Annotated in this window: 22 protein-coding genes; 1 reads left to right on the plus strand and 21 read right to left on the minus strand. The window is 29.9% G+C overall.

What is annotated here, in order from left to right; translation table 11 throughout:
* Positions 1-27: 27 nt before the first annotated feature.
* The 8 genes from ulaA to INR60_RS06695 form a co-directional block, all read right to left on the minus strand.
* Positions 28-1,290 carry a PTS ascorbate transporter subunit IIC gene (gene ulaA / locus INR60_RS06660; RefSeq protein ID WP_238480397.1) on the minus strand — a complete coding sequence of 421 codons (1,263 nt, stop codon included), beginning with the start codon at positions 1,288-1,290 and terminating at the stop codon, positions 28-30.
* Between the two features lie 31 nt (positions 1,291-1,321).
* Complete coding sequence (locus tag INR60_RS06665; protein WP_207729531.1) at positions 1,322-1,609, minus strand: PTS sugar transporter subunit IIB; 288 nt, start codon at positions 1,607-1,609, stop codon at positions 1,322-1,324.
* A 94-nt stretch (positions 1,610-1,703) separates the two neighbouring features.
* A complete protein-coding gene (locus INR60_RS06670; RefSeq protein ID WP_194190694.1) occupies positions 1,704-2,501 on the minus strand; it encodes a hypothetical protein in 798 nt (265 codons plus the stop codon).
* Between the two features lie 104 nt (positions 2,502-2,605).
* A complete protein-coding gene (locus tag INR60_RS06675) occupies positions 2,606-5,110 on the minus strand; it encodes a hypothetical protein (RefSeq protein ID WP_194190695.1) in 2,505 nt (834 codons plus the stop codon).
* 138 nt (positions 5,111-5,248) lie between these two features.
* Positions 5,249-5,731 (minus strand): GNAT family N-acetyltransferase, encoded by a 483-nt coding sequence (locus tag INR60_RS06680; protein WP_194190696.1) that lies wholly within the window; start codon positions 5,729-5,731, stop codon positions 5,249-5,251.
* Between the two features lie 84 nt (positions 5,732-5,815).
* On the minus strand, positions 5,816-7,891 hold the full coding sequence (locus tag INR60_RS06685; protein WP_194190697.1) for a C40 family peptidase: 2,076 nt from the start codon (positions 7,889-7,891) through the stop codon (positions 5,816-5,818).
* 467 nt (positions 7,892-8,358) lie between these two features.
* Positions 8,359-9,030 carry a PHP domain-containing protein gene (locus INR60_RS06690; protein ID WP_194190698.1) on the minus strand — a complete coding sequence of 224 codons (672 nt, stop codon included), beginning with the start codon at positions 9,028-9,030 and terminating at the stop codon, positions 8,359-8,361.
* Between the two features lie 107 nt (positions 9,031-9,137).
* Positions 9,138-9,650 (minus strand): hypothetical protein, encoded by a 513-nt coding sequence (locus INR60_RS06695; RefSeq protein WP_194190699.1) that lies wholly within the window; start codon positions 9,648-9,650, stop codon positions 9,138-9,140.
* A gap of 142 nt (positions 9,651-9,792) precedes the next feature.
* Here INR60_RS06695 and INR60_RS06700 point away from each other — a divergent pair, with 142 nt between their 5' ends.
* Positions 9,793-10,110 carry a hypothetical protein gene (locus INR60_RS06700; RefSeq protein WP_194190700.1) on the plus strand — a complete coding sequence of 106 codons (318 nt, stop codon included), beginning with the start codon at positions 9,793-9,795 and terminating at the stop codon, positions 10,108-10,110.
* Positions 10,111-10,141: 31 nt separating this feature from the next.
* Here the strand turns inward: INR60_RS06700 and INR60_RS06705 are convergent, their stop codons facing one another.
* The 13 genes from INR60_RS06705 to tgt form a co-directional block, all read right to left on the minus strand.
* Complete coding sequence (locus INR60_RS06705; protein WP_194190701.1) at positions 10,142-10,585, minus strand: hypothetical protein; 444 nt, start codon at positions 10,583-10,585, stop codon at positions 10,142-10,144.
* Positions 10,586-10,762: 177 nt separating this feature from the next.
* A complete protein-coding gene (gene aspS / locus INR60_RS06710; RefSeq protein ID WP_194190980.1) occupies positions 10,763-12,562 on the minus strand; it encodes an aspartate--tRNA ligase in 1,800 nt (599 codons plus the stop codon).
* 227 nt (positions 12,563-12,789) lie between these two features.
* On the minus strand, positions 12,790-14,040 hold the full coding sequence (gene hisS / locus INR60_RS06715) for a histidine--tRNA ligase (RefSeq protein ID WP_194190702.1): 1,251 nt from the start codon (positions 14,038-14,040) through the stop codon (positions 12,790-12,792).
* 12 nt (positions 14,041-14,052) lie between these two features.
* Complete coding sequence (locus INR60_RS06720) at positions 14,053-15,480, minus strand: coproporphyrinogen III oxidase (RefSeq protein ID WP_194190703.1); 1,428 nt, start codon at positions 15,478-15,480, stop codon at positions 14,053-14,055.
* A gap of 8 nt (positions 15,481-15,488) precedes the next feature.
* Complete coding sequence (locus INR60_RS06725; RefSeq protein ID WP_194190704.1) at positions 15,489-16,088, minus strand: MBL fold metallo-hydrolase; 600 nt, start codon at positions 16,086-16,088, stop codon at positions 15,489-15,491.
* 19 nt (positions 16,089-16,107) lie between these two features.
* Complete coding sequence (dtd, locus tag INR60_RS06730; RefSeq protein ID WP_194190705.1) at positions 16,108-16,557, minus strand: D-aminoacyl-tRNA deacylase; 450 nt, start codon at positions 16,555-16,557, stop codon at positions 16,108-16,110.
* 9 nt (positions 16,558-16,566) lie between these two features.
* On the minus strand, positions 16,567-18,774 hold the full coding sequence (locus tag INR60_RS06735; RefSeq protein WP_194190706.1) for a RelA/SpoT family protein: 2,208 nt from the start codon (positions 18,772-18,774) through the stop codon (positions 16,567-16,569).
* A gap of 119 nt (positions 18,775-18,893) precedes the next feature.
* The gene (locus tag INR60_RS06740) at positions 18,894-19,412 is read right to left on the minus strand and encodes an adenine phosphoribosyltransferase (protein ID WP_194190707.1); all 519 of its coding nucleotides are present in this window, start codon (positions 19,410-19,412) and stop codon (positions 18,894-18,896) included.
* Between the two features lie 34 nt (positions 19,413-19,446).
* Positions 19,447-20,301 (minus strand): DHH family phosphoesterase, encoded by an 855-nt coding sequence (locus tag INR60_RS06745; RefSeq protein WP_194190708.1) that lies wholly within the window; start codon positions 20,299-20,301, stop codon positions 19,447-19,449.
* 134 nt (positions 20,302-20,435) lie between these two features.
* Complete coding sequence (gene secF, locus INR60_RS06750; protein WP_194190709.1) at positions 20,436-21,329, minus strand: protein translocase subunit SecF; 894 nt, start codon at positions 21,327-21,329, stop codon at positions 20,436-20,438.
* Between the two features lie 4 nt (positions 21,330-21,333).
* On the minus strand, positions 21,334-22,578 hold the full coding sequence (gene secD / locus INR60_RS06755; RefSeq protein ID WP_194190710.1) for a protein translocase subunit SecD: 1,245 nt from the start codon (positions 22,576-22,578) through the stop codon (positions 21,334-21,336).
* Between the two features lie 344 nt (positions 22,579-22,922).
* On the minus strand, positions 22,923-23,198 hold the full coding sequence (gene yajC / locus INR60_RS06760) for a preprotein translocase subunit YajC (protein ID WP_194190711.1): 276 nt from the start codon (positions 23,196-23,198) through the stop codon (positions 22,923-22,925).
* Between the two features lie 98 nt (positions 23,199-23,296).
* Entirely contained in the window at positions 23,297-24,436 is a 1,140-nt protein-coding gene (gene tgt, locus INR60_RS06765) for a tRNA guanosine(34) transglycosylase Tgt (RefSeq protein WP_194190712.1), read from the minus strand.
* Positions 24,437-24,442 lie beyond the last annotated feature (6 nt).

The following is a 24,442-nucleotide window of genomic DNA, read 5'->3' on the forward strand; positions in this document are numbered from 1 at the left end:
TTGCACTTTAGTGCAATAGCCTTTGTCTTAATTAAATAAATTCATAATGATAGTCCAAATTGAAAAATCATTTCCTCCAAAAGCTTGAAGAAAATCTGGTACTATATTTCCCATAATCTTTATAGATATCACGTTAAATACTATTAATAGTGCTCCTGATAAAACTGATGCAATAATAGCCCCTCTTCTTCCCCCTGTTGCATTTCCAAATATAGCAGCAGGCCCCGCATCAAAAAAGCAGGCTACAGTTAAAGGAATTATTGCTATATTAGTTAATTTGAAATACCCTATAATAAATATAGTAATTATTGATGATATCATAGATACAACAAATCCTATTAAAAGTGCATTTGGTGAGTAGGGGAAAATCACAGGTATATCTAAAGCAGGTATTGAATCTTTAATAAATCTATCTGCAATCCCTTTAAATGATATAACTATTTCAGATATCATTAGCCTTACTCCCATAAGTAAAATCGTAAGTCCTGCACCAAAAGTTAAACCTTGCATTAAAGAAAATACTATACTTGAAGATATTCTAGCGTTTTCTACTCCAAAAATACTGATTCTTCCCTCAAAACCTAAAACTAAAGACGTAACTAAATAAACTAAAAACATAACTATTCCAGTCATAATAGTAGTATCTCTTAAAAAATCTAAGCCCTTAGGTAAATTAATATCTTCTATAGACTTTTCCTTGTTTCCAAAAGCCTTTCCAGCTAAAGCACCAATTAAACTTAAAAACACAGTAGTGTGTCCTATAGTAAAAGAATCATTTCCTGTAACCTTTTTTACAAAAGGCTTTATAAGCATAGGTGATACTATAATATAAATACTTAAAAATATAGTTGAAAATAATATTAAATTAAAGCCTTTAAGCCCTCCATACACTCCTGATGCTAAGCATATGAATGCCATCCAAAAGAAGATATGCCCAGTTAAAAATATACTTTTCATTTTCGTAAACTTTGCAAAAAGTAAATTTATAACAAAAGCTAAAACCATAATAATTCCAATATATGATCCGTATGTATCTATAAAATTATTCATAGGTATAATATCTTTTAACTCATTAGTTCCGCTTAAGGAAAAAATACTAGTAAAAGCCTTCCCTAAAGGCTCTATAGCTTTAACTATTATATTAACTCCTTCTGTTAAGATAATTACACCAATTATTGTTTTTATAGTTCCCTTAACTATATCACTTATACCTCTTCTTTGAAGAATAAGTCCTATCATTGCAATTATTCCTAAAAAAAGAGGTGGTTTTCTAAAAATATCTGTAACCAAAAAATTTATAAATTCCAAGTTCTAACACATCCTATTTGATTTTTTCAATTCCTAAATTAATCTTTTCTCTTATTTCATTTTTATCAAAAAATCTATCTACAACTATAACAGGAACTTCTACCTTTCCTTCTAGTTCTCTCTTATATCCTTCAGAAGTAACTATAAATGAACACTTTTCGCTAGGTGCTGTTAATATATCTGTATTACTAACCTCAGCTTTAATCCCATCTTCCTCTAAAACTTTACCTATATTCATCTTTAATATAAGACTGCTTCCAATCCCAAACCCACAAACTGCAAGTATTTTAATATTTTCCATGTTTTTTTCCTCCAATTATCTTTTGTCCTTATCTATAATATAAGTTATCCTATTCTTTTGCAACTAAAAGAAAAAAGTAGCACTTAGCTACTTTTTAAAGGTCTATATTTAATCGTCCATTTAATTCTCTATTCATGTTTTCTATGTGGATATTCATTTCATGAATATCTCTTTTTAAGGTATCTTTAGTTTTTTGAATATAAAAAATATCGTCGATTTCATCTTTAATATCAAAAGGAAATTCTGTTTTGATATAATAAATTGAATTTTGAAGTTCGAAGATTCTTATCTTTAATTCTTCAATCTTTAAGTTTAAATCCTTAATTCTTTCATCTTTAAAAACTTCAATATCTTCTATAACATCTTTTATAAAAAATAAAGTTATTATATCATTCTCTTTGTATGCAATTTTTGTTACATTCCAAAGCCTTCTTTCTTTTTCTTCTGTCTCGTGAATTTCTGGACTTATTTTTAGTGCTATCTCTTTAAATAATTCCGAAACTTTTTTTGTCTCTTCATCTGAAGTTATAAGTAGTTTATTATTTCCTTCTGATTCAAGCTTCTTTTCTTTGAATCTTTCTAAATCTATGTAATAGTCCTCTAAATCGTCAGCTATAATTTCGTCTATATTTTTTAAATCTATATTTTCAATATTACCGTCACTAGATACTGAATATTCTAATATTTTTTTTAATCTTTCGTATCTTATACTTGTTTCTAATCGTTCTTTGAGAAGTTCGCCAAATTTTCTAATATATAAATTCTCTAATAATACTTTTTCCTTTGTTAATAATGCTTCTTTTTTTTCAAATAAATCAATATATCTTTTTTTAAGTTCATTTAATTCATTTTTCTTATTAAAAACATCTTCTAGCATAATTAAATTATCCATTTTTCTTTCGCTCCTCTCTTATATTGATTTTAACACTTTTAAAATTTCAACAAAAAATAATGCGATAAATTAGTCTTTTTTTGTAATTTATCGCATTATTTAAATTATTCCAAACAAATATCAAAATATTCTCGTTTTATCTTCTCAATTCTACATTCTATCTCTTTTTTTTCATAAATAGCTTCTTTGTAGTCACTTTGATATTGTTTTATTTCTTCTTTAGTTTTGTCTCTTAATATTTTTTCTTCTTCTATATCAGATATTGTAATTCTAAGCAATTCTGTTTCAAACCTAAAGTGAGTGTTTTCTATAGCAAGTTCTACAAGCCTCTCTTCATGTTTTTTAATATCTTCTTTTACAATTCTAATTCTAAGTTCATTTTTTGCTTTAAAGACAAGCTTTTTTAAAATTCCATTTTTTCTATTATAATTTTTCGCCATTATAAATTTTTTTAATTTATCTTTATCTTTATCGTAATCAAAATAGCCATCTAAAAGTCTAACCCTATCAGAATTTAAAATAACCTCTTTTAGTTCTGCCTTTTGATTTTTTAAGACATTTCTCTTTTCCTCTATCTTTTCTCTGTGGATGTCTAATTTAGCTTTTAACTCATCTTCTATACTTTTTATAGCTTCTAGATTGTCACTAACTTCGTTCCACTCATCTTCTAATGCTAAATAATCATTATATAAAACTCTCCAAGCTTCCTTAAGATCTTCATAACCTTTTTCTACCTGCTCTTTATCACTATTTATTATTTCATCTAATGTAACACTTAAAATTAAGATAGATATAATTTGAAACTTTCTTTTTCTTTTAGATTCTATTAAAAAATTTCCTTCGTTTATAAGTGATTGAATTAAATAAGGCATAGTTAAAAAGCTTAAAAATTTATCTCCACCAGGATATGAATTAAAAGGCATATTTTCGTTTAAAAGCTTTAAAACTCCGTAAGTCATACTAGAATATGCAGTATATGAAGAATAGCTCTCTCTCTTAATTAAAGATTTTAAAATATTAGAAGGCCCTAAAGTTCTTATAGTTGATTTAACTGTAGCTTCTGTAGGTTCTACTAATTCAAGTTCTTTAAATAAATCTTCTTTTTGATTTTCAGAAAGTGCATCTATTCCATTGTAAACTCTATTTATAATAGCTTCTGATTGAACTGCATCTAGTTTTTTGAACTTTTTATTTATATTTTCGGATATCTTGTTTAGATAATAAAAAATTATATCTTCTAATTTATCTTCACCTGAATAGAAGTCCTTATTTTTTTCAATTACTCCATAAGCTTCTTCAATCACTACATCTAAGTTTAACTTAAATTCCTTTTCATTAATTAAAACGCCCTCTGTTACTTTTGCGCATCTCATTAAAGAATAATATAATTTAAGTTTTATTTCTTCGTCACTTAAAGAAACTAATTTTAGGGTTTCACTATAAATAAACTTTTGAAGCTTTTGTACACTCTTTTTAGTAAATTTCCCATTTACCATAAATTCTATAAGTTCCTTTATAGAAAGTTTTTCTAAAAGTATGTAACTTGCTCTTAGTTTGTCACCTTTAAGGCACAAAAAACCTCTAAAGAATTCTGGATATCTAGAAAAGTCTAATTCTTCTATTTCCTTATCATCTTTTAAATCTAATATTTCTTTAGAAGTGTTTCTAACTACTAATTTTATAGCTTCTATGTCTTGTTCTATTTCGTAGCTAACTCTGTCAGCTTTTTCAATATGCTCTCTTAAATCAACGCCCTCTAAGACTTTGTCTTCAAGTAGACTTATATTTTCAATTAGGCTTTTTTCTTTTTCTTTAGCTATTATTACACTCTTATTTCCTTCTTCTACAACTCTATTAATACTATTTATAACTTCTGTGTTTTTTAAATCCGTTACTATATTCTTTAAAAAAGTTATATTATCATTTACGTCGTTTATTAGTTTACCGATTTCTTTTTCTTTATTTCCATAAATCCTAATAAGTTTTCTAGCTTCTAAAAGCTCCTTTTTTTTATCTTCTAGATTTTCTTCTAAAGACTCTTCTTTCTTTTTAAGCTCATTTATTCTAGATTCTTTTAGTTTTATACTTTCATCATATTTATCTTTTAACTTTTCATAGTTTTCTAATATTTCTTTATATCTTTCATCGTAGTCTTCTATTTTACTGTGGTCTGGTTTTTCAAATTCAGTATAATCATTAATTAATCCAACTTTGAAATGATCTAAATACCACTTTAAGCATTCCCTAAGTGAAATAAGTATATATTCTGGTGTATCTATAGATTTTGCATCTGGGTGCGCAAAATTATTCGAAGCCTTTCTTATACGGTTGAATTTATAATTTATTTCATCTGGTATTATCCCTTTTCTATAAAGAATTTCTATATTATCAACTAATTCATTATATATACCATCTTCCCCTAAATCTTCAAGTAGTAAATCTGTAACTAGATCTTCTATAATATTTTTTGCATCTATATATACTTTTTCGTTTATAGGGCTTCTATATAGTGCTATTTCATCGTCTACAAGTATATCGTAATACTTATCTAGTTTTGTATCTATAATAAATTCAAAGTTAAAACTTTTAACTTTATGCATTAATACCATGCTTCTCCCCTCTCAAAATAGCTAAAAAATACTTACATATATTATATTATCCTTTATTAAATATGAAAAGTCACGGAGAAATATTTATATTTAAGTATCTATTAAGAATATTTAAAATAATTTTAAGATTTATCTTAATTATAGCTCTTTTTCCATTTGAATTACATCATCTCTTATATTCCCTATTTTTACGCCCTCTTCTATTACATTAATCTTTATAAAACCTAATTTTTCGTAAAATTCTAATGCTACCTTATTGCTTTTCCTGACTTCTAAAAATACTTTCTTAAACCCATATTTTCTTCCCTTTTCAAAAACTTTATGAATCATAACTGTCCCAATTCCAAGATTTCGATACTCTTTTATAAGTGCTATACCTAAAGAGCCTGTACTATTATCTTTTGGCTGCAAATCACACCAGCCTATAACCTTATTTTCTCTTACAGCGAAAATATATGGAACTTTTTTTTCAATACTTCTTCTTAAATATTTAGTAGTTATATCTAAAGGAAAAGCTCTCGCTGTACCTAAGTATTTTTTTTCAGATGCAATATTATCAAAAGCTGTCCAAAATGATTTTATATACCTCTCTTCTGCATTAATAAATCTTATTTTTCTCATAAGATACCCCCAAAAAAAGATATTAATTTCCCTTTTATATTTTTTTAAATACTCAAAAAGGCGAAGTTTATCTTCGCCTTTTAATTAATTAAGAACTCTTCTAGCTCTAGTTACCTTATTATATGGTACATTAGAAATTCTAACATACGCACCTGAATATGGTGCTTCTAACCACTGACCATTACCTACATACATACCTACGTGTTGTAAATTTCCGTAGAATAATAGATCTCCAGGTCTTGCATCATTTACTGAAACTTCTCTACCTGCATTTATTTGATCGTAAGTTGAAGCTCCAACGTTTATTCCTATCTGATTAAATCCCCAATAGAAAAGTCCAGAACAATCAAAAGCTCTATATCCTTGATTTACGTACTTAGCTGCAGTGTTGTATCTTCCTTCTGCTGCAACGTCTGGATAAATTCTTTTTAATCTATCTAAACTTGCAGTAGTTAAAAGTTCTCCTTTACCACCCCAAGCATAAGGACTTCCAATTTGAGCACTTAATATTCTATAAACACTATCGTATGAAGCTGAAGATTCTCCTCCGCCTCCTCCGCCGTGTCCTTCATCGCCATCAGTTAACTTAATATAATCACTATGTGCATATCCAGTCATTCCTCTAGCATTTACTTTAAACCAGTCTCCATCCTTTTTTTCTACCTTTACGCTTTCACTAGGACTTAAATATCCTAAAACGTTAGATGAAGTGTTTGGTTTTTCTCTTAATCTAAGGCTTGAAGTTACGTTTGTTACTTTACCGTATTGGTTTTCGTATTCTCCGCTTCCTCCGCCTCCACTAGGCTCATCTGGAACGTCTGAACCGTCAACTACTTTCACGAATTCTCCGCTAATATATCCTGTAGTTCCATCTTTTTTAATCTTATACCATGAACCAGACTTTCCTAATATATCAAAGGTGTCTCCGTTTAAAAGATACCCTACAACTGAGCTACTAGTGCTTGGACCATTTCTCATTCTAAGATTTGAGGTTACATTTATTACTTTACCGCGTTTTGCATCAGTTGAAGATTCATCTCCTCCACCGCCTTGACCTTCATCTGGGATGTCTGAACCTCCTATAACTTTTACATAATCACTGTGTATATAACCTGTAGTTCCATTTTTCTTTATCTTATACCAAGCGCCTGACTTTCCTAATATATCAAAAGTATCATTTTCTAAAAGATATCCAACTACTGAACTACTAGTGCTTGCACTACTTCTAATTCTAAGATTTGAAGTTACATTTACTACTTTTCCACGCTTTCCATCAGTGCTTGTATCACCAGAGTCGCTTCCGCCACCTTGGTCTCCCGAATCATTACCTAGTACCTTTACATAATCCTTATGTACGTATCCTGTAGTTCCGTTAGCTTTTATTTTATAGAATGAACCTGATTTTCCTAAAATATCAAATTTTTGATTTGGAGATAATTGTCCAACTACTGAACTGCTTGTACTTGCACTACTTCTTATTCTTAGACTTGAAGTTACATTTATAACTTGTCCGTGTTTAGCATCAGTGCTTGTATCACCACCCGTGCTTCCACCGCCTTGGTCTCCTGAATCACTTCCTAATACTTTTACATAATCTTTATGCACATACCCTGTAACTCCATCAAATTTAATCTTATAAAAAGAACCTGATTTTGCTACTATATCGAACTTTTGATTAGGAGTTAAATATCCAATTACAGAACTATCTGTACTTGCTTTGCTTCTGACTCTTAAACTTGATGTTACATTTATAACTTGTCCTTTTTGATTTAAACTGCTCTCACTGTTTCCTGTGTTTCCACTTCCACTATTTCCAGAACTTGCGCCATCTTCTTTAATGTAATCTTTACTTACGTAACCTACACTATTTTTAAACTCAATTTTATACCAGTCTCCTGATTTTTCTTTTATCTTAACCTTTTCATTTGGTTTTAAATAACCTAATACCTTTGAGTTTATGCTTTTTCCCTCTCTAACTCTAAGACTGCTAGTTACGTTTACTACCTTACCTGTCTTAATAGATCTTTGAGTATCGATTAAACTGTTGTCATCCTTGTTTTTGACTTCATCCGCATTTGCTACGACTGCATTACTAGCTAATAAAACACCGCTAGTAGTAGATGCTGCTAATACAAACGCTGCTACTTTCTTATTTTTCATATCATCACTCCTAAAATCCCCACATAAGTGTTTTTATTTTCCCCTATTGCTAGGTTTAAGCATTAGTAAAGTCTTTTACAAGATTCTCTATTATATCTAGTGTGAAGATTAATTCTTTGATTAATTAATTATTTATTCTTGTATAGTATTATAGTCGTTACTTTTTTGTAATTGTTAACTGTTTTTTTAATATTTTTTATAAATATAATCGTTATTTATCTTTATAAAAAACCTTTTTACCCTTTTATATCTATATTATAGCAAATAACTTAGGATTTCTCATTAAACGTGACATAAATTTCCCAATTTTTTTATAATTTAATAATTAATATTTAATATTTTTCTAACATATTTTAACTCTAAAAGGAATATTTAATAATGTTTAATTAATAGTTTTTATTTCATTAGAATTATTTTCGTATAATTTCTATAAATTTTAAACAGTATGCATTTTTTTGCATACTGTTTTAACTTTTTATTAACTTTAAGAATTCATATATATTTTCAGTTTGGAAGTAAACTTCTCCAAGGCTTGCATGACTTTTATTATTCAAAGAATGAAAGTCAGAACCTCCTGTTATTATATATCCATTTTCCTCTCCTATGCATTTAAAAAATATATCATCATAGGAGTCGTTTTCAAATCTAACTCCTTCAATTCCATCAAAGTCATTTAATAAGATATCATTTAAATATTTTCTCTTAATTTTAACTGGGTGAGCTAAAATAACCGTTCCTTTAAAATACCTTAAAATAGCTATACCTTCTTTTATAGATAATCTCTTTTTACCTTTTCTTATTTTTACCTTTCCACTTAAAACTTCATTAATTTTATAAACATCTTTATCTCTAATTAATTTTAAAACTTCTTTTAATAATTCATTTTTATAATCATCTATAGAAAAATATCCTAAGATATGAATTCTCTCTCCCTTATATCTAGTTGAAAGTTCAACTCCCGGTATGCAAAGTATGTTAAAATCCTTTTCTAAACTTAAACATTCGTCTGCGCTATCTATATTATTGTGGTCTGTAATTGAAATAACATCTAGCCCTGCTTCTTTAGCCATTTTCATTATTTCTTCTGGAGAGTTTTCTCCGTCTGAATATATAGAATGTATATGAAGATCACATTTCATTTGTATTTTCCTAAAAATTGATTTCTATTTATATTATTCTTTTATTTAAAATAAGTACGTAAAATAAGAGGCTTTGCCTTTAATTTTGCAAAACCTCTTATTTTAAATTAGTCTTCTTTTTTTAAATCTTCTTTTGATTCTTTAACTTCATCAGCTGAAGTCTTTTCTTCTGATTTTTCTGCTTTTTCTTCTTTTACTTCATCTGCTGAAGTTTTTTTGTCTTTTCCCATCTCTTCTTTTTTTACTTTGTCACATCTAGTGATTTTTACTCTTTTTGCATTTGCTTGTGGTGGGATTGATTTAGTCATTTTTTTATCTAATGCAACGCTTACAAGGTCCCCTTGCTTTATCTTAATATCTTTGCATTTTTCTTCACCTTTTTCACAGCCCATGCTAATCTTTGTATCTTTATTGACTAAGACACAAACCTCACCTTTGTAGATGTCACAACCGTTTAAGTATCCACATACTAATACTTTCATTTGACCGTCCCTAGACTCTTGCACCTTCATAACTTCCCCAACTAAAATTGGCTCTTTTAAAGGATTTGCTGATACTGGGATTGTAAGTAGCCCCATAAATAATAATAGCATCCCTAAACTTCTTTTTAATGTTTTCATCTTTGTTCCTCCTTAGTTTCTTAGTACAAGAACTATTTTCTCTAAAAAGTATAATTTTTATTCGTATTTTTTTAAATTTAGGTATTCTATTACCGCTTATCTGAATAGATTATTATATAAATAGTTTAGGAGGCCATAATATATGACAGCTTATAATTTCCTTCAAAGAGGACGTAATACATTACTTTATGTTTTAATTGAACTTTTCCTTTGCTTTATTATTTATTTAAATACAAGTTTTGGATATAAAGAGATATTTTTATTTTTTGGAATTGTTTTTCTTCTACTTGGAGGTATTTTTACAATTAACCGAGGCTCTAGACTTGCAAGTGGCAAAGATGAAGAATCACCTTCAAATAAAGGCTTTTTAAGTAGATTCAAACACACTTGTTTAGACATATATTACTTTAGCTCAGAATTTATAATAAGTAGCTTTATTTTAATTTTATTTTCCTTATAAAAAAGACAGGCTAAAAAAGCCTGTCTTTACATTATTTCATATTATTGTATACTGAATAAATTTTTTCTGCGAGTTCTTTATTTTTATTTTTAGCATCAACAAAATATACTAAACTACTTCCCTTATATTCTATCGGTTCTCCAAATATCAATATCTCATAAGAACTTCTTAAAATATTTATAATGCAGTTATCAAAATGGTTTTCACTGCAACTTCTACATTGATGAAGTATATCTGCTATCCCTTCTATAAGTTCATCGTTATTGTATACTTTAGTATCAGCGGATGGTAAGTTTTTATAACCGTCAATAACATATGTAACTTTGTGATTTAAACAACTTGCTATAGACCTTCTAGCATACCCTATTAAGCATTTTTCTTTTTTGCAACTTCCGCAAGATTCTTCTGTAAGGCAACAAGCCCCTAAATGTTTTATTAATGATTCGTAGTTAATTTCATTATTTGATATCCCCATCATTATCTCCTCTATTCTATTACATTATTTTTATCAATAATAATTATTATATAATAGTTTTATTTAATTTTCAATAGATTTAAAATGTGTTCCATGTCATTTTACATATTTTTCTTTTAATGATTGGTATATTAAAAAATATAAAAAAACTCTAGGTCCTCACCTAGAGTTTTTTTATTATTCTTCTACTTTTTCTTCTTTTTTGATTACTTCTATTCCAAGCTCTTCTAATTGTTTAGCGTCAGCTATGTTTGGAGCTTCACTTAAATAGCAGTAAGCGTTTTGGTTTTTAGGGAATGCTATAACATCTTTTATGTTATCAGTTCCAGCTAGGAACATTATCATTCTATCTAATCCAAATGCTAATCCAGCATGTGGTGGTGGTCCGAATTTGAATGCTTCTAATAAGAATCCAAATCTATCCCAAGCTTGCTCTTCTGTAAATCCTAGAGCTTTAAACATTCTTTCTTGAAGTTTTGTATCGTGGATTCTAACTGATCCTCCTCCAAGTTCTTCCCCGTTTAAAACTAAGTCGTAAGCTTTTGATCTTACTTTACCAGGTTCTGTTTCTAAGAATTCTAAATCCTCTTCCATTGGAGCTGTGAATGGGTGGTGACACGCTGTGTATCTTTCCTCTTCTTCGTTGTACTCAAATAGTGGGAATTCAGTAACCCAAGTAAAGTTAAATTCATTTTTATCTTCGATTAGATCTAATTTTTTAGCTAGTTCTAATCTTAAAGCTCCAAGACTTTGGAATACTACAGAGTTTTTATCTGCAACTATTAAAACTAAATCACCTTTTTTAGCATCGCATGATTTTAGAAGTTTTTCCATTTGCTCTTCATTTAAGAATTTAGCTATAGGAGATTGGATTGTATCGTCTTCTTTAACTTTAATCCAAGCTAAACCTTTAGCTTTGTAAGTTTTAACGAATTCTCCAAGTCTATCTATATCTTTTCTTCCCATAGAAGCTCCACCGTCTACTACTAAACATCTAACTGATCCTCCGTTTGAAAGAGCATCGCTAAATACTTTAAAGTCTACGTCTTTAACTTCTTCTGAAAGGTTTTGAATCTTCATTCCAAATCTTAAGTCTGGTTTATCTGATCCGTAGCTTTCCATAGCTTCTTTAAATGTCATTCTCTTAATAGGAAGCTTAACATCGTGTCCTAATACTTCTTTGAATACGTGTTTAACTAATCCTTCGTTTAAAGCTATAACATCTTCTTGTTCTACGAAACTCATCTCTAAATCGATTTGAGTGAATTCTGGTTGTCTGTTAGCTCTTAAATCTTCATCTCTGAAACATTTAGTTATTTGATAGTATTTATCAAATCCTGACACCATTAATAATTGTTTGAATATTTGTGGTGATTGTGGAAGTGCATAAAACATTCCCGGATAATTTCTAGATGGAACTAAGTAATCTCTAGCTCCTTCTGGTGTACTCTTAGTTAACATTGGAGTTTCTACTTCTAAGAAACCGTTGTTATCTAAGTAATCACGAACAGCTTTAGATGCTCTGTTTCTTATAGTGAAAATCCTTTGCATATCTGGTCTTCTTAAATCTAAGTATCTATGCTTAAGTCTAATGCTTTCAGCTGCATCTAATCCTTCTTTTACGTATATTGGAGGAGTTTCTGATTCTGATAAAATCTTTAATTCTTCTCCCTTTAATTCAACAAGTCCTGTTGCCATATCTTTGTTTGGCGCTTCTCTTAAAACTATTTCTCCAGTAACAGCAATGCAATACTCAGATCTTAAGCTTTTCGCCTTATTCCAAGCTTCTGCATTAGTGTCTTCGTTAAAGATAACTTGCATAATACCAGTTCTGTCTCTTAGTTCTGTAAATATTAATGCACCCTTATCTCTATTTCTTTGAACCCATCCCATTAAAGTAACTTTCTTACCTACATGTTCTTCTCTTGGTTCACCACACATCATAGTTCTTTTTAATCCGCCTAAAGCTTCTCCCATTGTGATTCCTCCAAACTTATTTTTATTTAATATATCTATTTTATAAATCATCAGCATAAAATATAGTTAATACGCTTTTAAAAAATCACGAAATTATAAAAGTGCTTCAAATTTATTTTAAATTATATAATACCTTAGTTTATTTTAATATTATTAAGTAAATTTTGCAAATGTATATTCATATAAAGTAAAATATCGGCTAATTTAAATTAACCGATATAAAACTTCTATTTTTTTATTATATCTTTAATACCTTCTAAATCATCTAAAGAAAGTTCAAACTCTTCTCTATCTTCCATTCTCTTAAACTTAGCTTTTCTAGATTCTAATTCATCATCACCTAAAACCACATTAAACTTAGCTCCGATTTTGTTTGCATATTTCATCTCTGCTTTAAAGCTTCTTCCTGCGTGGTTTATCTCTGCATTAACTCCGATTTCTCTAAGTTTGTGTGCTAATTTGAAAGCTTCCTTAACGCCTATTTCTCCTCTACCTGAAAGGTAAAGTTCTACTAAAGGTTCTTTTGGAACTTCTATTCCTTCTTTATCTAAAGTCATTATAAGTCTTTCAATTCCCATTCCAAACCCTACAGCTGGCATGCTAGGTCCACCGATTTCTTCTATAAGTCTATCGTATCTTCCTCCACCACAAACTGTAAATTCTGAATTTAAAATTTCAAAGATAGTTTTAGTATAATAGTCTAAACCTCTAACTATACCTGGGTCTACTGTGTATGGAATACCTAAAATATCTAAGTATTCTTTAGTTTTATCAAAGTGCTCATTACATTCTTCACAAGTAAACTCTAAGATTGTTGGAGCATTTTTAGTTATCTCTTTACACTTTTTCTCTTTACAATCTAAAATTCTCATAGGGTTTTTTTCAAATCTTGTTTTACAAGTTTCACAAAGCCCTTCATAATTTTCTTTTAAGAAGTTTTTAAGTGCTTCGTTGTATTTAGGTCTGCAACTTGGACAACCTAAGTTATTTATATTTAAGCTTAAACCTTTAAGCCCTATCTTCTTTAAAATATTCATAGCAAGTGCCATAACTTCAGCGTCTATAGAAGGGCTACTGCTTCCAAACATCTCTACTCCGTATTGGTTAAACTGTCTGTATCTTCCCTTTTGTGCTTTTTCGTATCTAAAGCATGGAGTTATATAGTAAAGTTTAGTAGGTTGAGCTTCGTTAAATAATCTGTTTTCTATGAAAGCTCTAACAGCTGGTGCTGTCCCTTCTGGTTTAAGTGTGATACTTCTATCACCTTTATCTTTAAAAGTATACATCTCTTTTTGAACTATATCAGTAGTTTCTCCAACTCCTCTTAAGAAAAGTTCTGTGTGTTCAAAAATAGGTGTTCTTATTTCTCTTATTCCGAAGTTTTTTGATACTTCTCTAAATATACTTTCAACGTAGTGCCACTTATAAGCCTCTTCTGGTAACATATCTTTAGTACCTTTTGGTGCTTGTATTTCCATTAATGATCCCTCCTATTTATATAAAGTATCAAGTAACTTAATCTTACCTTCTACCATTTCCTCAATTCTATTTACATATTCCCTAACATCTTTAACGTTTGGGAATCTCTCTAGTCTGTTTTCCTCTAAAAATACTACCTTAGATACAGCATCTGCACCAAGTGCAATGATAGTTTGCTTATCTTCTATCATTTGCATATTATAAAGGCATTCTTTTCCTTCTTTAGAGTAGCCTAGGTTTTCCATATTTCCAACCATATTTTTTTGTCTATACATATAGTATGGTTTAAGTCCTAAATCTTTAGCTAACTTTTTGCTTTCTTCATACATCTTAGCTATTTCTTCTTGACTTTTGATTCCTAGACCTTTTTTAAGTATAAAGTTTTCGTAAAGCCTAGAGCCTCTCTTTAATGAAAGTCCATGAACAGTTAAACTATCAGGATTTAGCTTTTTAATTTCTTCTGCTGTTTTTTTAGCTTCTTTTAAGCCTTCTCCTGGAAGTCCTATTATCATATCCATGTTTATATCATCAAAGCCTAGTTCCCTAGCTAAATTAAACTTTTCTATAGCATCTTCTGCTGTGTGATTTCTTCCTATAAGCTTTAAAGTTTCATCGTTCATAGTTTGAGGATTTATACTGATTCTAGTTACGTTAAACTCTTTCATAGTTAAAAGTTTTTCACGCGTTATAGAATCAGGTCTTCCGCACTCTACTGTAAACTCATCTAAGTTTCTATCTTTAACGAAAGCATCATTAATACTTACCATAAGATCTTGGAATTCTTCATTTGAAACTGCTGTAGGAGTTCCTCCCCCAAAGTAAACACTCTCTATTTCTAATCCTTTTTTATCTATATATTCTTTAATAGCTTTTATTTCAAACTTTAAAGCTTCTAGATAAGGAGTTACAAGCTTTTTGTTTCCTCCTATAGGGTTAGATGCAAAGGAACAATAAAGGCATCTTGTAGGGCAAAATGCCATACCAACATATATTGCGATTTTGCCTTTTTTAGGCTTTATGAAATTCTTTTCAAAATTTGCAACCTCTATGCAAAGTTCTGCTTTTTCTCTGCTTGCAAGGTGCTTATCTTTAAAACTTTTTATAATTTCTTCCTCGCTCTTTCCTTCTTCGATTCCTTTAAGTGCAATTTTAGAAGGTCTAATTCCAACTAAAGTTCCCCAAGGATATTCATCTTTAGTTATTTCTTTTAAAGATTTAAATATGCACTTTTTAAGAGAGTCTTTTAAATTTTCTTCTATCTTTTCTTCAAAGATAAAATCACCCTTTTTAAAAGTTATAACTTCTTCTTTTATAGTTACTTCAAAATCTAAATCTTCTTCTTCGTTAAACTTTAGTTCATCTAATGGAAAGTATAAATTAAACATTTGATATACGTCGTATCTATACTTTAAATCATTTAATCCTATATTAATTTTCATCTTTTCACCTAATATAAAAACATATTATTTTTCTTTTCATATCCTATAGTTGACATAGGTCCATGCCCTGGATATACTTCTATTTCGTCTCCAAGTGGAAGTAGCTTAGTTTTTATACCGTTAACTAATGCAGTCATATCTCCCCCTGGGAAATCGCTTCTTCCAACAGAACTTCTAAATAAAGTATCTCCTGTAAATAGTTTATTACCTATTAAAAAGCATAATCCTCCTACAGTATGACCTGGAGTGTGGAATACTCTAATTGACTCGTTTCCTATTGATAATTCAGAATTATCATCTAAGTATCCGTTTGCTTTATTAATTTTTCCAAAAACATAGTTATCTGTTTTTGCAAATTCTTCTTCTTCTTTGTTCATGTAAAAAGGTACGTTAAATTTCTCTACTAAGTAATTTAAAGCTCCAACGTGATCAAAGTGAGCATGAGTTAATAAGATGTATTTTAAATTCATTCCTGTATCTTTTATAGCTTTTTCTATTTTTAAAGGTTCATCGCCTGGATCTACTATAAATCCTTCTTTAGTGTTTTCGTCCATAACTAAATAACAATTTTCTTCGATTGTACCTGTAGGTATAACTTTAACTAACATATTAACTACTCCTTTTATATTAAAATTCTTTTTTACTATCTAGTAAAAGAGTTACTGGTCCGTCGTTTTGAATGTCTACTTTCATATCGGCCCCAAATTCTCCGCACTCTACTTTAAGCCCAGTTTCTTTAAATAATTCTATGCATTTTAAATAAAGCTCTTTTGCACTATCTCCACCCATAGCCTTCATAAAGTTTGGTCTTCTTCCTTTTCTGCAATCACCATACAAAGTAAATTGAGAAATTAAAAGTATCTCTCCATTTACGTCTTTAAGTGAAAGGTTTAATTTATCATTTTCGTCTTCAAAAACCCTAAGGTTTGAAACTTTATCTACGATGTATTTAATATCTTCTAAATTATCATCATTTTCTATTCCAAGTAAAACATTAAACCCTTTATTTATAGATCCAATAATTTCTCCTGAAACTGTAACTTTTGAAGATGATACTCTTTGTACTACAGCCCTCATAATTATCTCCTATTTATTCATTCTATAAACATCGCTTACTCCCTTTAATCTTTTGATTTTTTTCATAAGCTCTGTTAATTGATCTACTGAATTTATTTTTACTTTTATAGTCATTATTGCAACATTGCCTTTTGTTGAGTTTGCATTTAATGATTGAAGTGGTAAACCTGATTCATTTATTATAAGCATAACGTCAGTTAAAATTCCAACTCTATCATCAGATTTAACTTGAATTTCTGCAATATACGCTGATTTTTCACACTTACCAAATGTGGCTTCAACTATCTTTTCACTTTCGTTTTCTACTAAAGCTTTTAAGTTGTTGCAGTCTTTTCTATGAAGTGAAACACCTCTTCCTTTAGTTATGTAGCCCATAACTTCATCCCCTGGAACTGGGTTGCAACATTTTGCAAATCTAACCATTATGTTGTTTAGCCCTTTAACTACAACACCAAAATCACCTTTGTTTTTGTCTTTCTTTTTTGAAGTTTCTTTACGCTCATTTTTAGCGATTTGTTCTTCAATACTCTTTTCTTCTTCTTCTTTTGAAAGTTTTTCTTTAGTTTGTTCTATAGAATCTTCTTTAAGTCTTGAAACGTAAGAAGAAGCTATGATTTGACCTACTCCTATAGATGCATATAAATCATCCATACTGTGAAGGTTATATCTCTTTTTAAATTTATTATAAGATTCGCATTTAGAGATTTCATTAAAAGTAACACCTTGTTTTTTAAGTTCTTTTTCTAAAAGTTCTTTACCTTTATCGATGTTTTCTTCTTTTTTAACTCTTTTAAACCATTGTCTTATCTTGCTTTTAGCTTGATTGCTCTTTGCAATATTAAGCCAATCCATATTAGGACCTTTAGCTGTTTTAGTTGTTATAATCTCTACTATCTCTCCAGTTTTAAGACCGTAATCTAAAGGAACTATCTTCCCATTAACCTTTGCACCTACACATTTATTTCCGATATCTGTGTGTATTCTGTATGCAAAATCTATAGGAGTTGCACCGCTACAAAGGTTTATAACTACTCCTTTTGGAGTAAATACGAAAACTTCATCTGAAAATAAATCAATTTTGAAACCTTCCATAAACTCTTCTGCATCAGAAGTTTCATTTTGCCACTCAAGCATATCACGAAGCCATGCAAGTTTAGTTTCAATATTTTCAGCTTTATTTTCTTCTGTAGTTCCTTCTTTATACTTCCAGTGAGCTGCTATACCGTATTCAGCAGTTTTGTGCATCTCAAAAGTTCTTATTTGTATCTCAAAAGTCTTTCCTTGTGGCCCTATTACAGTAGTATGTAGGGATTGGTACATATTAGGCTTTGGCATTGCTATGTAATCTTTAAATCTTCCTGGGATAGGTTTATAAATAGTATGAACTATTCCTAAAACCCCATAACAATCTTTAACAGAATTAACTAAAACACGAATAGCAGTTAAGTCAAAGATTTGTTCTATACTTTTATTTTTGTTAACCATTTTTCTATATATGCTATAAAAATGCTTAGGTCTTCCATCTATATCTGCATCTATACCTGACTCATCTAATTTATCATATAAATCATTAATAACAGATTCTATATATTCTTCTCTTTCAACTCTCTTTTCAGCAATAGCTTTAACTAAGTCGTAATATTCTTCTTCATGCAAATATCTAAAAGAAAGGTCTTCAAGTTCCCATTTAATTTTAGACATACCTAGTCTATGTGCAAGCGGTGCATATATATCTAAAACTTCTTTAGCTTTGATTTTTTGCTTTTCTTTAGACATATATTTAAGTGTTCTCATATTATGTAATCTATCTGCTAATTTAATGATGATAACTCTTATATCTTTTGCCATAGCAAGAAGCATTTTTCTAACATTATCAGCTTGTTGTTCTTCTCTAGTTTTGTATTCTATCTTACCTAATTTAGTTACTCCATCAACTAAATTTGCAATCTCTTCATTAAATATTTTAGCCATTTCTTCGTAGCTACAGTCAGTATCTTCAATTACATCATGCAAAAGACCAGCTGCAATAGTGCTAGTATCCATACCAAGTTCTGCAAGAATACATGCAACATCTACAGGGTGCTGAATATAAGGTTCACCTGATATTCTTTTTTGCTCTCTGTGCGCTTCCTCTGCAAAATAATAAGCCTTTTTTACTAAGTCTATATCTACATTATGACAATTTTCGTTTATAGCATCTAACAATTTCTGTACCATAAGGATTACTCTCCTTTTTAACTTTAAAATATATTAAAATTTCTAAAATCAAAGGCTGGTATAAAACCAGCCCGTTTATGTTTAATTATATAATATTGTCAAATTATTTTCAATAAGGATTAAAGGTCATATTTAACTAATGAGTTTACCTCATATCCTTTTAATTTATCTCTTCCGTGTAATTCTGTAAGTTCTATAGCAAAATCAAGTGCTACAACTTCTCCTCCAGCCATCTCAACAAGTTTTGTAACAGCTTCTATAGTTCCACCAGTAGCTAAAAGGTCGTCAACTATAGCAACTCTTTGCCCTTTTTTGATTGCATCTTTGTGGATTTGTAATGAATCAGTACCATATTCTAATGCGTAATCTACGCTTATAGTTTCACCTGGTAATTTCCCTGGTTTTCTAACTGGTATAAATCCAACTCCTAAAGCGTACGCTACAGGTACTCCAAAAATAAATCCTCTAGCTTCAGGTCCTAAAACTACATCTATGTTTTTATCTTTTAAGTTGTCTGCCATTTGGTCTACAGCTTCTCTTAGTGCTTCTCCGTCTGCTATTAGTGTTGAAATATCTTTAAAACTTATTCCTTCTTTTGGGAAATTTTCAATTACTCTTATACTTTTTCTTAAATCCATATTTACTCCTCCAAGTACTATTTAATTCATAGCATTATAAATTTTTACCTATATTATGTAAGTATTTAGCTATTTGTTTAGCTCTATCTTCATCGTGAGTTGTTAATAATTCTAAAACTATTCTTGCGTTATTCACGATACCAACAGTATCATCTGTCGGTGTTATTAACCCTATTATTATCTCTATATCTTCTTCTTTTAACTCTACTATATGATTAAAATCAATTATTGCTCTAAGTCCGATGTTATTAGTGTTTTCTAAAAATTTTCGTCCCTCTTTTAATATAACACCATTTTCTCCACCCGTAGAAGATTTTGCCCATTTTGTACCAAGCATAATTAAATCTAAATATTTGTTTATACTTTTCATATTATAATAAACAGCGATAGCTTGCATTAATTTAAAAGTTAAAACTGAATTAGAAAGAGTCTTGTACCTATATTGACATTTCTTTTGATTTGGATTTATATATATATATTCCTTATCTTCTATAGTCTTTCTATTTTCTAAAACAATTAAATCTATATTAAGTTCTTTTAAAAGTTCTACTTCTTCTCTTGCTTCGATATCTACGCCAATAGCAATAAGAAGGTCAGCCCCTAAAAAGTCCACCTTTGTCTTGATATCTTTACTATCTATATTTTTTGAACCTTTTTTTATATCGTGAATCAAATACTCAACATCAGCATTTAAATATCTAAGCATCAAGCTTAAGGAAGCTATTGCACAAATGCTGTCAACTGTATTCGATCCATAAACAACTATCTTTTCTCTGCTATTAACAGCAGTTGATAATCGTTCGATTGCTTTGTTCATATCTTTAAGTATAAACGGATTATATCCCGTAATGTAATTAGGGCAATATATACTTTCCCAAAACTTTCGCATCGCCTATTATCTCCTCCACAAATTTAGAAAACAATACTATTATAATTTAAAACATCCAGTTTGACAAATGTTTATGAAAAAAAATAAAAATAACCTTTAAATAATTTATTTAAAGGTTATTTTCTGAATATTTTTTAATTTTCTTTAACTTTTTCAGCTTTAACTTTTCTTGAACCTTTTTTAGTTTTATCTGTAAGCCAAACCCAAACTGGTGAAGCTATAAAGATTGAAGAATAAGCCCCAGTTGCTATACCTACAGTAAGTGGGAATGCTAATTCTCTAACTTGTGGAACAAAAATATAAACCATAACTATTGTTATAAGTGTAGTTAAAGTTGTGTTTATAGACCTTGACATAGTCTGAGTTAAACTCTTATCTGCTATAAGAGTTGCAGTTTCTCTTCTCATATACTTAGAGTTTTCTCTAATTCTATCAAAGATAACTATTGTATCATTTATAGAATAACCTACAACTGTAAGGATAGCTGCTATAAATGGTGAGTTAACTGGAATATAGAAGATTGCATAAACACTTAAAGTTATAAGTATATCGTGGAATAATGCTAAAAGTGCAGCTACACCAAACTTAAACTCAAATCTTATCGCTATATAAATAAGCATAGCTATAAATGCTATTCCAAGTGCTATAAGAGAATTTCTAGTAAGCTCTTCTCCGATAGATGCACCTATTTCGTTTTGAGATATTAAAGCGTCATCCTTAATTCCAAATTCCTTTTTAAATCCTGTAAATATTTCATTTACTTCATCTTGAGATAACTCTGATGATTTGATTTGGTAATCTGTATCGTTAACTGTGTTTGTGATTGCATTTTTTGAATATTCATTTACTATCTTATCTGCTTTTGCTTTATCAAATCCTGATTGCATTTTGAAAGTAACTTGAGTACCACCTTTAAAGTCTATACCAAAGTTAAATCCTCTAGTAAAAGCAAAACCTAAACCTATTACTATTACAACAAGAGATAAAGCCATCCATATTTTTGTCTTTTCTATTATCTTAAAATACATGCCCTTACCCCCTCTTTACTCTAAATTGTGATGGTTTAGTTAAAAATCCTGCATTTACAGCGCTATTCATTAAGAACTTAGTTACTACTAATGCTGTAAATAAACTTACAACTATACCAATTAATAAAGTAATTGCGAATCCTTTAACTGCACCTGATCCAAAGAAGTATAATACTAATGCTGCTATAATAGTTGTAATGTTTGAGTCAACTATTGAAGACATCGCATTTTCAAAACCTCTTTTAATTGCAGCTTTTACAGATACGCCTTTTTTAAGCTCTTCTCTTATCCTTTCAAATATAAGTACGTTAGCATCAACTGCCATACCTATAGTAAGTAAGAACCCTGCAATTCCAGGTAAAGTAAGAGTTGCACCTATTTCAACGTATACTAATAAAACTAGTACTACATATAAAGTTAACGCTATACTTGCTATAACTCCAGGTCCTCTATAATAAAGAATCATAAATACGAAGATTAAGCAAACACCTATAGCCCCTGCTTTCATAGCATTAGGAAGTGCTGACGCACCAAGTTGCGCTCCTACTGTTTCTGTACTTAAAGCCTTAATAGTTACAGGTAATGCACCTGAATTAATTAAACTTGATAAGTTTTTAGCTTCTTCTATATCTTTGCTTCCTGTAATTACTGCTTCTCCGTTAGTAATTTGAGATTGTACTACTGGGTTTGTAAGCATCTCATCATCCATATATATTGAGATTGATTGTCCCATATACTTTTTAGTTGCTTCTGCGAACTTTTTAGTTCCCTCTTCGTTTAGTTTTAAAGAAACTACAGGTTTGTTTGATTGATTATCAATAACCGCTGAGGCTTCTTTGATATCTTTACCTGTAAGTATTACATCGCCATTAGGTGATTTAAATGTAAGGTTACCTGTTTTACTTAGTGTGTCGACTATCTTTTGAGAGTTAAATTCTCCTGGAATATCAACCCTTATTCTATCGCTTCCTTCTGTAGTTACTACAGTTTCTGCAACACCGATTTTGTTAACCCTAAGTTCTATAAGGTTTTTAGTTTTTTCTAAGTCGTCTTGACTTATGTTTTTATCAGTTATTCCTAAAAGAACTGAAACCCCACCTTGAAGGTCTAGCCCCTTAGTAATAGCGTCTTCGAATGGTTTGACCTCCCATCCGCCTATTTTTGCTCCTCTGAAACCAATAAACGCTAAAGCGAATATAATAACAGTGCAAAAAATAAAGATAAATCTGCTTTTTCCTTTTGACTTCATCTCTCTCCCCCTCTATGTTAGAAATTTAAGAACATATAATTCCTGAATTTTATTATTCGACTAAACATTTCAGATTATACATTATGTAACTTTTAAGTCACCTTTACATTTATTGGCATTTTGTAATATAGCTACTATATTATATCATAATAGGCTATACTATTAAACATTTTAAAAGGTATTATCATTTTTTATTAATATATATTATGCCTTTTATTTTTTAAGTTTTAAGCACATTAAAAATGTCATCTACTTAAGTTAAACTTTTAAAATTTATGATAGCTTTATTTTCACTTTTATAAACGCAAAAAAAGGATTAAATGAAACCATTTAATCCTTAATAATTACTTATTATCTTCTTTATAAGTTTTGCTAGCTATTGAATTTTTAACGAATTTTATTTTTGTTCTATCAGAACTAGTTTCTAAAGTGATGTGTTCATCATCCATAGCAACTATCTTACCAACAACTCCGCCTCTTGTCATAACTTCGTCGTTAACTTTTAATTCGCCCATCATTTTTTCGTATTGCTTTTTTCTTTTCTTTTCTGGCATTAATATCATAAAATAGAATAAACCAAAAATTAATACTAATGGTAATAATTGAACTAATATATTCATTCTTTATCTTCCTTTCGGTTTAGTTTGTGAATCCCATATTATAGTAATTCACTACTTTTCTAAGGAGTAGTGTACAACTATTTTCAGATATTGTCAACTTACTTAATTATTCCCCAATCTTTAAGTTTTTGATCCTTAAATTCGTAGAATCTATCTTCGTCTATAGCTTCTCTTATCTCTTCCATTAATTTGTTATAGAAGTAAAGGTTATGCAGTACACAAAGTCTCATCGCAAGCATCTCTTTTGCTTTAAATAAGTGTCTTACGTAAGCTCTAGTGTAATGCTTACACGCAGGACACTCACACCCTTCATCCATAGGTCTAGTATCTAATTCGAATTTAGCGTTATTCATGTTTAGCTTTCCAGTCTTTGTGAAAACTTGACCGTGTCTTCCGTTTCTAGCAGGAAGTACGCAATCAAAGAAATCAACTCCTCTAGCTACAGCTTCAAGGATGTTTTCTGGAGTTCCAACTCCCATTAAGTAAATTGGCTTATCTTGTGGAAGGTGTGGAACAACTGTATCTATTATATCGTACATTTCAGCGTGAGTTTCCCCAACTGCGAGTCCTCCTATAGCATAACCGTCTAAATCCATCTTAGTTATAGTTTTAGCGTGCTCTACTCTTATATCTTTAAACGTTGCACCTTGGTTTATACCAAATAACATTTGTTCTTTATTTATAGTATCTTCTAAAGTATTTAATCTATCCATCTCATCTTTACATCTTTGAAGCCATCTTGTAGTTCTCTCTACTGACTTTTCAACGTACTCTCTAGATGATGGTATTGGAATACATTCATCAAAAGCCATAGCTATAGTTGATGCTAGGTTGCTTTGAATTTGCATACTTTCTTCAGGTCCCATAAAGATCTTTCTTCCATCTAAATGTGATCTAAAGTATACCCCTTCTTCTTTTATCTTTCTCATTCCAGCTAGTGAAAATACTTGGAATCCGCCTGAATCTGTAAGGATCGGTCTATCCCAATTCATGAATTTATGTAATCCTCCAAGTTCTTTTACAACCTTATCTCCAGGTCTTAAGTGAAGGTGGTATGTATTTGATAATTCTACTTGGCAAGAAATATCTTTAAGGTCCATACTTGAAACTGCACCTTTAATAACTCCTATAGTTCCTACATTCATAAAAACTGGTGTCTCTACTGTTCCGTGAGGTGTATTGAATCTACCTCTTCTAGCTTTCCCGTCTTTTTTTAATAATGTATATCTTTCGCTCAAAAGTTT

Source organism: Clostridium chrysemydis (assembly GCF_015234215.1).
Lineage (GTDB): Bacteria > Bacillota > Clostridia > Clostridiales > Clostridiaceae > Clostridium > Clostridium chrysemydis.